Origin of the sequence: Pseudomonas sp. PB106 (genome assembly GCF_009764645.1) — a bacterium.
In the GTDB taxonomy this organism is placed as follows: domain Bacteria; phylum Pseudomonadota; class Gammaproteobacteria; order Pseudomonadales; family Pseudomonadaceae; genus Aquipseudomonas.
Genome location: NZ_RWIM01000051.1, coordinates 12612 through 26262, shown reverse-complemented (window position 1 = coordinate 26262; position 13651 = coordinate 12612). Strand labels below are relative to the sequence as shown.

The window sequence follows — 13651 nt, the reverse complement described above, 5'->3', positions numbered from 1 at the left end:
TTTCAGCCTGCCAACGTCGCGTTATCGATCACGAATCGATATTTCACATCGCCCTTGAGCATGCGCTCGTAGGCATCGTTGATTTGATCGGCGCGGATCAATTCGATGTCGGAGACGATGCCGTGTTCGGCGCAGAAATCCAGCATCTCCTGGGTTTCGGCAATGCCGCCGATCATCGAGCCGGCAATGGTGCGACGCTTCATGATCAGGTTGAACACGTTCGGTGACGGGTGCGAGGTGGCGGGCGCGCCGACCAGGGTCAAGGCACCGTCGCGCTTGAGCAACACGAGGAAGGCGTCGAGGTCGTGCGGCGCGGCGACGGTGTTGAGGATCAGGTCGAAACTTTTCGCATGCGCGGCCATTTCTTCCGGGTTGCGCGAGACCACAACTTCATCGGCACCGAGTGCTTTTGCCGCTTCGCGCTTGGATTCCGAGGTGGTGAAGGCGACAACGTGCGCGCCCATGGCGTGGGCCAGTTTGATGCCCATGTGACCGAGGCCACCGATACCGACCACGCCAACTTTCTTGCCGGGCCCGGCGTTCCAGTGACGCAGTGGCGAGTAGGTGGTGATGCCGGCACACAGCAGTGGCGCGACGGCGGCCAATTGCGCCTCGGGATGGCCAATGCGCAACACGTAGCGTTCATGCACGACGATGTTTTGCGAATAGCCGCCCAGCGTCCAGCCCGGTGCGTCCGGGGTCGGGAAGTTATAGGTGCCGATCATGCCGTCGCAATAGTTTTCCAGGCCGCTTTCGCAGTCGTCGCAGTGTTTGCAGCTGTCGACGATGCAGCCGACACCGACCAGATCACCGACTTTGTAATCCGCGACGTGGGCGCCGACGGCCGCGACGCGACCGACAATTTCGTGCCCCGGCACACAGGGGAATTGCGTCCCGGCCCATTCGGCGCGGACCTGATGCAGGTCCGAATGGCAGATGCCGCAGAAGGCAATGTCGATCTGCACATCGTGGGCCGCAGGTTCGCGACGGTTGATCTGCATCGGCTCAAGGGGTTTGTCGCCAGCGTGGGCGCCGTAGGCTTGTACAAGCATGGGAACATCCTCAATCGTTTGGTCGTGGGACCATTCTTGCGGTTCCGCCGGGCCGCGCACTAGTGCATTCCTGTGCAATCCTTGCCTGATCCTGTGAGTCGTTGTGACGTTGCGTTGACAGACGTCCGACGCGTTTGCCGTTAATCTGCCGACTCGCTGACTAAAACAAGATAAAAAACGGAGTCATTGATGCAACCGATTCGTCTCGGTCTGGTGGGCTACGGCAAGATTGCCCAGGATCAACATGTGCCGGCGATCCTCGCCAATCCGGCGTTTACGCTGGTGTCTGTCGCCACCCAGGGCAAGCCTTGCGCCGGCGTGGAAAACTTTCAGTCGTTGGCTGAGTTGCTGGAAAACGGCCCGGCGGTAAACGCGATTGCGTTCTGCACACCGCCACAAGGGCGCTTCGCTTTAGTGCAACAGGCATTGGCTGCGGGCAAACATGTGCTGGTGGAAAAGCCGCCGTGCGCGACCTTGGGGGAAGCGCAGGCGCTGGTTGATCTGGCTGCGGAGCAGGGCGTCAGCGCCTTGTTCGCCTGGCATTCGCGTTACGCGCCGGGGATCGAAGCCGCGCGTGACTGGCTCGCCTCGCGCACCTTGCAAAGCGTGCAGATCGATTGGAAAGAAGACGTGCGCAAGTGGCATCCCGGCCAGACATGGATCTGGCAACCGGGTGGCCTCGGCGTCTTCGATCCGGGCATCAATGCCTTGTCGATCGTTACCCATTTGCTCGAACTGCCGCTGTTTGTCGAATCCGCAGAACTGCGCGTGCCAAGCAACTGCCAATCGCCGATTGCCGCGTCGATCAAGATGTCTGACGCGCGCCACCTCGATGTGCGTGCCGAATTCGATTTTGCCCATGGCCACGACGAACTCTGGAGCATCGAGATTCGCTGCGCCGAAGGCACACTGCGTCTGGACAACGGTGGCGCACTGTTGAGCATCGACGGGGTGCGCCAAACGGTGTCGGAGGAGGGTGAATATCCGGCGGTGTATCGGCATTTCCAGCAGTTGATCGCTGACAAGGTCAGCGATCTGGATTTGCAGCCGCTGCGCCTCGTGGCCGACAGTTTTTTTGTCGGCAGCCGAGTGTCAGTCGAGGCGTTTTATGACTAGCGCTGACTAGGCGCTGTAAACCGGGTAATCGACATAGCCTTCACCAGTCCCGCCATACACCGTGGCGGGATTCAGCGCATTCAACGGCCAGTCATTGGCAATGCGCGCTGGCAGGTCCGGGTTGGCCATGAACGGGCGACCGAACGCGACAAAGTCCGCCAGCCCGGAGTCGAGCAGACGCGCACCTGATTCGGCGTTGTAGCGCCCGGCGTAAATGATCGCGCCGCTGAAGGTGTCGCGCACCGCCTGACGAAATGTCTGCGGCATCGCCGGGGCGTTGTCCCAGTCGGCTTCGGCGATGGACAGGTAGGCAATGCCCACGTCTTCCAGGACCTTGATCGCCTCGATGTAGGTGGTGTGAGGATCTTCCTCGACCATGCCCAGATAGGTCCGCGCTTCATCGGTGGTGGTGAACAGCGGCGCAAACCGAACGCCGACTTTTTCCTTGCCGATGCACTCGGCGACGCCGGCCACCACTTCCTTCAGAAAGCGCAGGCGATTGTGCAGCGAGCCACCGTATTGATCGGTGCGCAGGTTGCTGTGGGCGGAGATGAACTGGTTGACCAGGTAACCGTTGGCGCAGTGCAGCTCGATGCCGTCGAACCCGGCTTCCATCGCATTGCGCGCCGCTTGAATGTACAGCTGAACCAAATCCTGGACTTCGTCGGTGCTCAGCGCGCGCGGCGCGGACGGTGGCACCAGTTCGCCGGCCCCGGGCGCGGTTTCGATGAACACGCTGACCCGGTCAGTGGCCACGGCGGAGGCAGACACGGGAGCGGCGCCACCCGGCTGCAACGCGGTGTGGGATACACGGCCAACGTGCCAGAGCTGGGCGAAAATCACGCCGTCCACGGCATGCACCGCTTCGGTGACTTTGCGCCATCCGGCGATTTGCTCAGGGCTGTGAATCCCGGGTGTCCAGGCGTAGCCCTGGCCTCGCGGTTCGATCTGCGTGCCCTCGGTCACCAGCAGACCGGCGCCGGCACGCTGCTGGTAATACTCGGCCATCAGCTCATTGGCAACGTTGCCCGGTTGCGTGCTGCGCTGACGTGTCAGCGGTGGCAGGACGATGCGGTTTTTCAGGGTATGCAGACCCAGTTTTGCAGGGGTGAAGTAGGCGCTATTCATATTTATTAGACCAGTCAACTATTGAGTAAGCGAAAAAAAAGCCGTGCAACACGCACGGCGTTCAGAGGATGTAGACGCTCGGCTCAGCCCAAGATCTTCAGCAGCTTTTCAGCGACAGCGGCAGAGCTGGCGGGGTTTTGACCGGTTACCAGTTTTCCATCGACGACCACATGAACCTGCCAGTCCGCGACTTTCGAATAGTAGCCGCCGAGGCGCTGGAACTCGTCTTCGATGAGGAACGGCACCACGTCAGTCAGGCCGACGGCGGCTTCTTCGGCGTTGGTGAAACCGGTCACTTCGCGATGCTGGATCAGCGGTTTGCCGTCAGCGGCGAGTACATGACGCAGTACGCCGGGCGCATGGCAGACAAAACCGTGCGGCTTGTTGCTGCGGTCGAACGCTTCGATCAGGGCGATGGAGTGTTTGTCTTCAGCCAGATCCCAGAGCGGGCCGTGGCCACCTGGGTAGAACACGGCATCGAAATCGTCGGCACTCACATCGGCCAGCAGACCGGTATTGGCCAATGCCTGCTGGGCAGCCGGGTCTTTGCGAAAGCGATCGGTCTCGGCGGTTTGCGCATCGGGCTCATCGCTTTTCGGATCGAGCGGAGGCTGGCCACCGGCTGGCGACACCAGCGTAACGTCGGCGCCCGCGTCCTTGAAGGCGTAGTAAGGGGCGGCGAACTCTTCCAGCCAGAAACCGGTTTTTTTGCCGGTGTCGCCGAGCTGATCGTGGGAAGTCAGAACCATCAAGATTTTCATAGAGCACCCTGGGTTGGTCAGGTGGTAGCGCTGCACGAGGCATTCGTGTCGCATCGACACCCGTTGAATTAGGTTGACGAAGCGCAGCATAGTTTCCTATTAGACCAGTCGTCTAGTAATTTTTTTCGACGGAGGTTTTTCCCGCTTGGCTGTGGCAAACTCCGCAGCCTATGAAATATACGACTGGTCTATTGTCTGGACTTTGCGCCCCATGAAACCGACTTACGACGATACACGCCAACACTTGCTCGACACCGGCCACCGAATGATGGCCGAGAAGGGCTTCACCAGTGTTGGCCTGAATGAAATCCTGCAAACCGCCGGCGTGCCCAAGGGTTCGTTCTATCACTATTTCAAATCCAAAGAGCTGTATGGCCAGGCCTTGCTCGAGGATTACTTCGTCGGCTACCTCGCCGACATGGAGCGACGCCTGACGCTGCCGGGGCTGACGGCGTTTGAGCGGCTGATGGACTACTGGCAGGGCTGGCAAAATCGCTGCACCCTCGAAGGACACGGCGATGAGTGTCTGGTGGTGAAGCTCAGCGCCGAGGTCGCCGATTTGTCCGAGTCGATGCGCCTGACCTTGCGCGATGGTGCCGAGCGCGTGGTGGCGCGCATTAGCGTGTGCATCGAAGAAGGCCAGACGCAAAAGAGCCTGCCTACTGGCGACGCGCGGCATCTGGCGGAGACGTTGTATCAGCTGTGGCTGGGTGCGAGTTTGCTAAACAAACTGCAACGGACAGGGCAATCGCTGAACACATCGATGGCGATGACCAAACAGCTTTTGCGGGTCTGAGGCCGTTTTGGCTTAAGCCTCTCATCGTTCATAGAGTACTTGCATCTCTATTGTCCCGTTCGAGTTGACGGTGAAACACATTCCAGCCGATTTATCCCTTTTCGATGCGTCAGTAATCTGTACCCAACTTGAACGCAACAACAAACTCCAACTTCGAAAAGGGACGCAGACCATGACCACTCCAACCTACAACCGCCTGAACAAAGACGACGCAATCGTGCTGCTGGTTGACCACCAGACCGGGCTGATTTCGCTGGTGCAGGACTTCTCGCCGAACGAATTCAAGAACAACGTGCTGGCCCTGGCTGATCTGGCCAAGTTCTTCGATCTGCCGACCATCCTCACCACGAGTTTCGAACAAGGCCCGAACGGTCCGCTGGTGCCGGAGTTGAAAGAGATGTTCCCGGATGCGCCGTACATTGCCCGTCCAGGCCAGATCAACGCTTGGGACAACGAAGACTTTGTTAAGGCGATCAAAGCCACCGGCCGCAAGCAGATCATCATTGCCGGTGTGGTGACGGATGTGTGCGTAGCGTTCCCGACCTTGTCGGCGCTGGCGGAAGGGTTTGATGTGTTTGTGGTGACCGATGCGTCCGGCACCTTCAACACCACGGTGCAGCAGGCAGCATGGAGCCGCATGACCCAGGCCGGCGCGCAGATGATGAACTGGTTCTCGGTGGCGTGTGAGTTGCACCGCGACTGGCGCAACGACATCGAAGGCCTGGGCAATCTGCTGTCGCAGCGCATTCCTAACTATCGCAACCTGATGAACAGCTACTCGGCGCTGACCACGCAACAGAAATAAGTCCAAACTCACCCCGCGAAAAGCCTGCCCTGAAAAGCAGGCTTTTTTCGTTCGCGCGCCGTTCGTCCAGTGCCCGGCACTTGCGCTGCGCTGTTGCCTCTCACGTTTAGGCACGGATTTCCCGTGTGTCAGTACGGAGAGCCAGGCATGGACATCGATGAAAATGCACCGGGCAACCGGTCACAGCAAGACGTGACCCGAACCACCGACAATGAGACGGGGCATGACCCGAAACGCGATCAGCCCGAGGTTCCATTGCCCGCCGATGACGAGGCGCCGCTTGATGAAGACATGTCGGATGTGGCGGCCAACAACTCGGTGTCGAGTGAGCATCCTGAGTCGCAATGACTCGATTGAACAACGGTTGAGGGCAGACCATGAGCACGTCATTCAAGGTCGGCGACGCGGTTCATTGGAACAGCGAGGCCGGCGAGATTCGCGGCAAGGTTGTCAAAGTGCACACACGGGATGTCGAGTTCATGGGGCGCCATCGGCCTGCTTCGAAGGAAGCGCCGCAATACGAAGTCAAAAGTGACAAGACCGGGCATCTGGCGATGCATCACGCGGCCGCGCTTCATCCCGCGAAGTGACCGATCTAATGCGACGAAACATATTCTGAAGGCGTTGTCGGTGCCGGCAACGCATACGTCGCCTTCATCCATTCAATCTCGGCCTGCGGCGTCCGCCCGAAAAAGCGTTTGAACTCGCGGCTGAATTGCGAGGCACTTTCATAGCCGACGTCGAACGCTGCCGCCGATGCGCTCATGGACTGGCGCAGCATCAGCAACCGGGCCTGATGCAAGCGTGTCGACTTCAGGTACTGCATCGGCGAGGTATCGGTCACGCTGCGAAAGTGCAGGTGAAAACTTGGCACGCTCATGCTCGCTTCGTGGGCCAGTTGCTCGATGTCGAGGCGTTGCTGATAGCAACTGTGGATCTTGCGGATCGCTCGGCTGACCTTGCCGAAATGCCCCTGACGCTGCAGCGCGGCGCGCATTGAGCCTCCTTGCTCGCCCGTGAGAATGCGGTAATAGATCTCCCGTACCAGCGCCGGCCCGAGGATCTGCGCCTCACCGGCCACGCTCATCGCCTCAAGAAAACGCAAGGTTGTGGCGCGCAACGCGTCGTCCATCGGCGAGGCGTACATGCCTTTGGGTTGGGCATCGCTGGCGCCGTGCACCTCATCGACTTGCAGCATCAACTCGCTGGCCAGATGGAAATCCAGGTGCATGTAAATCGCGAGCATCGGCTCGGCGGCCGTGGCGTCGGTCTCCATGGTGAAGGGAATCGGCACAGAGACGACAAGGTAATGCTGAGCGTCATAGACGTAGGTGTCCTCGCCCAGATAACCGCGTTTGCGACCCTGGCAGAGGATGACGATGCCCGGGTCATACAGCACTGGGGTGCGGGTCAGCGGCCGATTCGAGCGCAGAAAACGCACGTCATCGAGCGCGCTGAGGTTGTAGCCCTCGACCGGCGCGAGGGTCTCCATGAGTTGCACCATGCGGGCGGTGGTTGCGTCGGCCTGGGTCATTGCGTCCTCTGTCAATGGTCGGTGGAGCGGGTCAGGGCTTGCCATTGATCGATCTCGTCGAGGGCCCGTTGCAGCTTGTCCCGCACCAGCGATAAAGCATCGCTACCGAGCAGCAGATGGGCGGGCGGCGTCGGGCTGGCGATGATCTGCAGCATCGCTTGCGCAGCCTTTTGCGGATCGCCGAGCTGTTTACCGCTTTTCTCTTCCCGGGCTTGGCGGATCGGGTCAAAACTGGCGTCGTAGTCAGCAATGCTGCGCGCGGTGCGTTGCATCGAGCGGCCAGCCCAGTCCGTGCGAAACGAGCCGGGCGCCACCGCGGTGACGAAGATATTGAAGGGCTGCAGCTCTTTGCTCAGGGTATCGGAGATTCCTTCAAGGGCAAATTTGCTGCCGCAGTAATAGGCGATGCCGGGCATCGTGATCGTGCCGCCCATGGACGTGATGTTGAGGATGTGCCCCGCGCGGCGCTGACGAAAATAGGGCAGGAAGGCCTTGGTTACGGCGACCGCGCCGAACACATTGACGTCGAACTGCCGGCGCATGTCCTCCAGCGGCGATTCTTCGAAGATGCCTTCGTGACCGTAACCGGCGTTGTTGACCAGCACATCGACCGGGCCGTGAGTCGCTTCCACCTGGGCGACGACGCTGTCGATCCGCTGAAAGTCGGTGACATCCAGCAGCACGGCGTGTGCATTGTCCGGGGACAGCGACTGGAAGTTTTGCAGGTCGGTTTCATTGCGCACCGTACCGATGACGCGGTGGCCCGCAGCCAGCGCTTCTTTCGCCAGGGCGTGGCCAAAGCCGCTGCTCGCGCCGGTGATGAACAGGGTTTTGCTACGGTTCATGACAATCTCCCAAAGGCTGGTGTGAAGTCATGGTAGCGATCAGGCAGCGAGGCACCTATGCCGGTTTGTCTTGGAGCCTTGCCTATTCCTATCAGGCGTCGCTGTGTTGACGAGTCGCCCACCAACACAGCAGCGAGCCCACCGTCACCAGCACCGCACCTTGCCAGAACTGAGCGGCCAGCGCCGCCCCGAGCCAAACGGATGCAAACGCCGAGGACAACACTGGCGCCGAATACGAAGCGGTGGCGAGCAGGGTGAGGTTGCCGCGCAAGATGCCGATATTCCACAACGCGTAACCACCGGCCATGGCGGTGCTCGCGGCGATCAATTCGAGGCTGTTGCGCAGGCTGAACGGCGGGATCACCTCACTGCTCAAGGCGTATTTGCCCCACAGCACAAGGGCGGTCAGCGCAAAGAACAACACCACCAGATTCTGTCCGCCGGCATAGCGCCTAGTGATGTTGCAGTACAAGGCAAAAGTGATCGCGCAGGCCAACGCCAGGCTGTAGCTCAACGGGTTGGATTGGACGTTGGCCACAATCGAGTCAACGGAAAGTCCCTCGCCACTGACCACCCAGACGATGCCGAACAACGCCAGCGCGGTGCCCGGCACAATCAGCCAGCGCGCCTTTTGCCCGTTCATGACAATCGCCAGCAGCACGGTCAGGCATGGCCAGAGGTAATTGACCACGCCCAACTCGATGGCCTGATGCCGGTTACTGGCAAAACCCAGTGCCAGCGACAAGCACACTTCATAGGCGACAAACAGCGCGCTGCCCCAGATCAGATAACGCCACGACGTCGCACGCAAACGCGGCCGGCCGAGCAGGGCAACGAGCATCACCGCGCCCAGCGAGTAGATCAGCGCCGAACCGCCCAACGGGCCGAACATCTCGCTGACGCTACGGATCAGCGCGGCGGCGGTGCTCCACAACAGGATTGCCAACAAGCCACAGGCTGTGGCGCCACGCTCACTTCTGACTGACATCAACGCTCTCTATCGCGACGGTTTGTTCACTGCGCTGCCTGATCAGGCAGCGCCACACTTTCAGCTCAAACCGTGTCGTTGTTTCCAGTCTCCCGGATAAACCACGTAGCCAAACAATGCATGGCCGCCGTAAACGAGCTCGGTGCCTTCGGGAATCCACAGCATCTGTCCGGGTTCGACCCGATGATGCTCGCCGTTGGCCTTGAGCTCGAAGCAGCCTTCGATGACAAAGATGACTTCGTCATAGAGCAAAGTCCAGCTGACCTCGGCGCCTTCCCAGCGCGCGAAGCCGACGCCGAGATTCGGCGAGACTTCGTTGCTCAGCGCGCGAGCAACCATCGCGCCACCGGGCGGGCCGCCGCGATGAACGAAGTCGAGGTCGCGATGGTCGATCCGCCGCACCGGGCCTTTTCCAGAGGTGCGGCTCACAGTTCGCTCCGGCTGTTCCACGCGGCCAGGCGGATGCGTGTGCGGACGCCCATCCCGAGTAACGGCTCGGGCGGATTGCGCGACGGCATGCCGGTGACATTGCGAATATCGCGCAGCGATTGCGAGTCGGCGCCGACGGCCAGATCCGCCAGCAGCGTCCCCGACACCGTGCCCCATGCAGCGCCGACTCCGTTGTCGCAAGCCGTCGCGTAGACACCGTCTTCCAGTTCACCAAAGAAGTTGGTGAAGTTGCGCGAGATCGCGTAGACGCCACCCCAGGTGTGAGTGAATTCAACGTTGGCCAGTTGCGGATAGCGCGACACCAGCGCCTTGCGATGGCCGGCGCGGATCTCCTGGCGAGTGCTGTCACTGACGCTTTTGCCGTAGCGCGGCACATGCTTGTAGGTGTTGCGGATCATCAAACGGCGATCCTGGGTCATGCGCACCGTAGTGCCAGCGTGGTCGGCCGGCGTCAGGCCCCAGTCTGCCTGGATGCCGATGGCGTCCATTTCGGTCTGCGTCAGCGGCCGGGTCCAACTGGCAAACGTCATCACCGGCAACAGACGGCTGCGCAGATAGCCGAATTCCTGGGTGAAAATGCTCGTTCCCAACAACAGGCGCGGCGTGCGGATTTGCCCTTCGCGACCTTGCAACAGCCATTGGCCTTGAGCGTCACGTTGCAAACCCTGAATCGGCGATTCTTCGAGCAACTCGACATTGCCCGGCAACGAATCAGCCAAGCCGCGCACCAACGCCGCCGGTTGCATCAGATAGCTGCCCGGCGTGTACACCGCACGGCTGTAATGGCGAGTGCCGAGAACGTTGGCCAGCTCATCACCCTCGACACTGCGAAACGGCTCGCCGAGTTCGCGCATCAAGTGTTCGAAATGCTCGAGATACGCCAGGCCGCGCGCACCGACTGCGCCCTGATATTTACCGGCGTGTGACCATTGGCAGTCAATTCGGTGTTCACCGATCAAGCGCTGCAACTGGGCGATGGCGGAACGGTTGAGGCCGAGCAGGCGCTGCTTGTGCGCGGGATCGGGATGTTCCAGGGCCATTTTGTGCGGCAAGTCGATGACGAAACCCGAGTTGCGTCCCGACGCGCCGTAACCGACACGCTGAGCATCGACCAGCACAATGTGTGCATCGGGCTGGTGGTCGGCGAGTTGGCGGGCGGCGGCCAGGCCGGCGAAACCGGCGCCGATCACGGCGTAGTCGACCTGTTGCCGACCCGTCAACCGGCGTGGCGCGGCGGGTGCGGGCAGGGCGGCGTACCAGCCGCAGTCCTGGTCATCGTGTGGCAGGTGAATAGCGCGGTTGTTCATATTGTTGTTCTCAGGCCACGTTGGATTGAGCGAGTTGGCAGTTCTGCAGCCAAACGCTGCGTTGTTGCTGTGCCTGCCGACCGAGCAGGGCAAAGGCGCGCAGGGCACCGGCGTCGTCGTGAAACGCCGCGCTCAGGCCATCGGCAGTCGGTTCGATGCGCCATTCGCCTGTGCAATCGAACGGCACCGGCAACAGGCACAACGGCGCCGCCGGGGTTTTCACCGTCACCGGCATAAGCGGATAACGCACGGCGGTCGGCTGTCCCAGCAGGGTGCGGGCCAAGGCCTCGATGCCCTGATTGATCGGCGCCAGATACGGCAGCAGTTGCCCGTTGATCTCGATGCAGTCACCCAAGGCGTAAATTCCCGGTGCGGACGTCTGCAGATAGTCGTCGACCTTGATCCCGCGTCCGCACGCCACGCCGCTGGCCATAGCCAAATCATGGTTGGGGCGCAGGCCGACTGCCGACAAAACCAGATCAGCCTGATGCTTTTCACCGTTGGCCAGGCTCAGGTTGAAGCCATCTTCACCGCGATCAATGCGCTGCAACGTGGTTTGCAAACTCCAGTGCACGCCCAAATCGGTCAGAGCCTTTTGCAGATGCTCACCGGCCGCTTGCGGCAACAGGCGCTCCATCGGCCACGTGCCGAGGCCGATGACGCGCACCTCGTAGCCACTGCTGACCAGGTCGTTGGCAAACTCGCAGCCGATCAGTCCATCACCGAGAATCGCGATGCGCCGCACGCCTTCGAGTTGCGTACGGAAGGCCTGGTAATCGGCGAGATTGTTGACGCTGACCATGGCCTGCGCATCGCCCTCGACCGGGATGCGAATGGGCGCCGCACCGCTGGCCAGCACCAATTGGCCGTAGCTCATCTCGCCGAGGTTGGTGTGCAGGCGTCGTGACTGCACGTCAATGCGCTCGACATGGCAGTGCGGGTAAACGCGAATGCCCAAGCGCTGCTCGATGGCCAACGGACTTTCACTGGCCAGGGCTGCCGCATTGCGCCCCTGAGCCAGAGCAATCGAGAGAGCCGGTTTCGAGTACACATGCCCGCACTCACGGGTCAGCACGCGAATGTCGATGTTCGGATCCTGCTTGCGCAGCGCCGCCGCCAAACCGTAACCGGCATGACCGCTGCCGATGATCACCACCGGGCCGGCAATAGCGGCCAAGGGTTTTGGTGCGACGACGGGCGCAATCACTGGTTTGATGCCGACGGCGACGACCGGAGCCGGGGCTTCACTGATCTCGATCATCTCGAAATCACTTTTACCGACCTTGCACTCCGGGCACAGCCAGTCTTCGGGCACATCTTCCCAGCGGGTGCCGGCGAGGATGCCGTCCTCGGGCCAGCCGAGGGCTTCGTCGTAGATCAACCCGCAGATAATGCACAGCCACTTTTTCATGGTTCAGTCCTCACTCGCCCTGGATACGCACGGCCAGATTCTTGGTGCGCACATAGCTGTAGAGCGCTTCCTGACCTTTTTCACGACCGTAGCCGGACAGGCCGACGCCACCGAATGGCGTTTCGATGCCGCCGGCATACCACTCGTTGATGAAGACCTGCCCGGCGCGCAAACGTCGCGCGCAGCGCAGGGCACGGTTCAGATCCTGGGTGAAGACACCGGCCACCAGACCGAAATCCGTGCCGTTGGCCAAGGCAATCGCTTGTTCTTCGCTGTCGAACGGCATGATCGCCAGCACCGGGCCGAACACTTCGCTGCTGGCAATTTCCATGTCCGGGGTGACGTCGCAGAACACCGTCGGCTGCATGTAGTTGCCGTGGGTGCCGCTGACGGCTTCGCCACCGGCCACCACCCGCGCACCTTGCGCCTGCGCCCGTTGGCACATGGCTTCGATCCCGCGCAACTGGCCGGCGGAAATCACTGGGGTCAGCTCGGCGTTTTCCACGCCCGGGCCAACGCGCAGATTGCGCGCCATGTCGGCGACTTGCTCGACCACTTCGGCGTAAATCGAGCGCTCCACCAGCAACCGTGACATCGCCGAGCAGACTTGCCCGGCATTAAAGAAAATCCCGTTGCGCACGCTGCTTAGCAGTTGCTCACGATCAACATCGGCGAATGCCAGTGCGGCGGATTTTCCACCCAGTTCCATCACACTCGGCACGGCGTTTTCAGCGGCGGCACGGAGGATGCTTTGCCCGGTCGGCACCGAGCCGGTGAAGACAATCTGGTCGACCTGCTTGTGTCCGGCCAGATAAGCCCCGACTTCGCGGCCACGGCCACAGATCAGGTTGACCGCACCTTGTGGCAGGCCGGCGCGTTCGATGGCCTGCATCAACACGCACAGGCCCAGCGGCGAAAGCTCGGGCGATTTCACCACCACGGCATTGCCCGCCGCGAGGGCTGGTGCCAGTGAGCGCGCACAGATCGACACGGGGAAATTCCACGGCACGATCTGCAGCGAAACGCCCATCGGTTCGTACACGGTGAAATCCATGTAGCCGTTGCCCAGCGGCACGGAGATGCCTTCGATCTTGTCGGCCATCCCGGCGTAATACTCGAAGTACCGCGCCGCTTCGGTGAACTCGTCGCGGGCGTCGTTCAGGGTCTTGCCGTTTTCGGCGCAGAGAATCTGCGCGCCTTCATCGGCCACCAGACGAATCTGCCGGGCAATTTCCAGCAGCCAGGTGACGCGCTGCGCCGGCCGCACACGCGTCAGCTCGCCGCTGTCGGCGCAACGCCGGGCGGCTTGCAGCGCACGCTCGGCATCAGCGACGCTGGCCTGGGCCATGGTTGCCACCGGCTGATTGTCCGCCGGGTTGAGAATGGTCAGTTGCTGATCGCTGTCGAGCCACTGTCCGTCGATGTAGTTGAGCCAATGTGTGATGGTCATGGTGATTC

The 13651-nt window shown here is 61.2% G+C and carries 15 protein-coding genes and 1 pseudogene; 5 read left to right on the top strand and 11 right to left on the bottom strand.

The window, feature by feature from the left end:
- Window positions 1–2: 2 nt before the first annotated feature.
- Complete coding sequence (locus tag EJA71_RS06585) at window positions 3–1052, bottom strand: NAD(P)-dependent alcohol dehydrogenase (protein WP_158955328.1); 1050 nt, start codon at window positions 1050–1052, stop codon at window positions 3–5.
- A gap of 189 nt (window positions 1053–1241) precedes the next feature.
- Here EJA71_RS06585 and EJA71_RS06580 point away from each other — a divergent pair, with 189 nt between their 5' ends.
- Window positions 1242–2168 (top strand): Gfo/Idh/MocA family protein, encoded by a 927-nt coding sequence (locus EJA71_RS06580; protein ID WP_158955326.1) that lies wholly within the window; start codon window positions 1242–1244, stop codon window positions 2166–2168.
- A 6-nt stretch (window positions 2169–2174) separates the two neighbouring features.
- Here the strand turns inward: EJA71_RS06580 and EJA71_RS06575 are convergent, their stop codons facing one another.
- Together EJA71_RS06575 and EJA71_RS06570 are read right to left on the bottom strand one after the other, a co-directional pair.
- The gene (locus tag EJA71_RS06575; protein WP_158955324.1) at window positions 2175–3296 is read right to left on the bottom strand and encodes an alkene reductase; all 1122 of its coding nucleotides are present in this window, start codon (window positions 3294–3296) and stop codon (window positions 2175–2177) included.
- An 83-nt stretch (window positions 3297–3379) separates the two neighbouring features.
- The gene (locus EJA71_RS06570) at window positions 3380–4057 is read right to left on the bottom strand and encodes a type 1 glutamine amidotransferase domain-containing protein (RefSeq protein WP_158955322.1); all 678 of its coding nucleotides are present in this window, start codon (window positions 4055–4057) and stop codon (window positions 3380–3382) included.
- A gap of 211 nt (window positions 4058–4268) precedes the next feature.
- Between EJA71_RS06570 and EJA71_RS06565 the strand changes: the two genes are divergently transcribed.
- The 4 genes from EJA71_RS06565 (at window position 4269) to EJA71_RS06550 (ending at window position 6248) form a co-directional block, all read left to right on the top strand.
- Complete coding sequence (locus EJA71_RS06565; protein ID WP_158955320.1) at window positions 4269–4853, top strand: TetR/AcrR family transcriptional regulator; 585 nt, start codon at window positions 4269–4271, stop codon at window positions 4851–4853.
- 172 nt (window positions 4854–5025) lie between these two features.
- Window positions 5026–5658, top strand: coding sequence for an isochorismate family cysteine hydrolase YcaC (ycaC, locus tag EJA71_RS06560; RefSeq protein ID WP_158955318.1), 633 nt, complete (start codon window positions 5026–5028; stop codon window positions 5656–5658).
- 147 nt (window positions 5659–5805) lie between these two features.
- Window positions 5806–6006, top strand: a complete 201-nt coding sequence (locus EJA71_RS06555; RefSeq protein ID WP_158955316.1) for a hypothetical protein — start codon at window positions 5806–5808, stop codon at window positions 6004–6006.
- A 29-nt stretch (window positions 6007–6035) separates the two neighbouring features.
- Entirely contained in the window at window positions 6036–6248 is a 213-nt protein-coding gene (locus tag EJA71_RS06550; RefSeq protein ID WP_158955314.1) for a DUF2945 domain-containing protein, read from the top strand.
- A gap of 5 nt (window positions 6249–6253) precedes the next feature.
- Here the strand turns inward: EJA71_RS06550 and EJA71_RS06545 are convergent, their stop codons facing one another.
- From EJA71_RS06545 to EJA71_RS06515, 8 genes and pseudogenes are all read right to left on the bottom strand, one after another.
- Window positions 6254–7192, bottom strand: a complete 939-nt coding sequence (locus EJA71_RS06545) for an AraC family transcriptional regulator (protein WP_158955312.1) — start codon at window positions 7190–7192, stop codon at window positions 6254–6256.
- 11 nt (window positions 7193–7203) lie between these two features.
- The gene (locus EJA71_RS06540; RefSeq protein ID WP_158955310.1) at window positions 7204–8037 is read right to left on the bottom strand and encodes an oxidoreductase; all 834 of its coding nucleotides are present in this window, start codon (window positions 8035–8037) and stop codon (window positions 7204–7206) included.
- 91 nt (window positions 8038–8128) lie between these two features.
- Window positions 8129–9025, bottom strand: coding sequence for an aromatic amino acid DMT transporter YddG (yddG, locus tag EJA71_RS06535; RefSeq protein WP_158955308.1), 897 nt, complete (start codon window positions 9023–9025; stop codon window positions 8129–8131).
- 60 nt (window positions 9026–9085) lie between these two features.
- Entirely contained in the window at window positions 9086–9454 is a 369-nt protein-coding gene (locus EJA71_RS06530; RefSeq protein ID WP_158955306.1) for an ethanolamine utilization protein EutQ, read from the bottom strand.
- Window positions 9451–10782: an FAD-binding oxidoreductase gene (locus tag EJA71_RS06525; RefSeq protein ID WP_158955304.1), complete on the bottom strand. Its 1332-nt coding sequence runs from the start codon at window positions 10780–10782 to the stop codon at window positions 9451–9453. Before EJA71_RS06525 ends, EJA71_RS06530 begins: the two co-directional genes overlap by 4 nt.
- A 10-nt stretch (window positions 10783–10792) precedes the next feature.
- Window positions 10793–12043, bottom strand: a complete 1251-nt coding sequence (locus EJA71_RS06520; RefSeq protein WP_256671497.1) for an FAD-dependent oxidoreductase — start codon at window positions 12041–12043, stop codon at window positions 10793–10795.
- Window positions 12032–12193 (bottom strand): annotated as a pseudogene (locus tag EJA71_RS27515) (rubredoxin); the annotation flags it as partial. The pseudogene EJA71_RS27515 and the gene EJA71_RS06520, both read right to left, overlap by 12 nt.
- A gap of 10 nt (window positions 12194–12203) precedes the next feature.
- The gene (locus EJA71_RS06515; RefSeq protein WP_158955300.1) at window positions 12204–13643 is read right to left on the bottom strand and encodes an aldehyde dehydrogenase family protein; all 1440 of its coding nucleotides are present in this window, start codon (window positions 13641–13643) and stop codon (window positions 12204–12206) included.
- Window positions 13644–13651 lie beyond the last annotated feature (8 nt).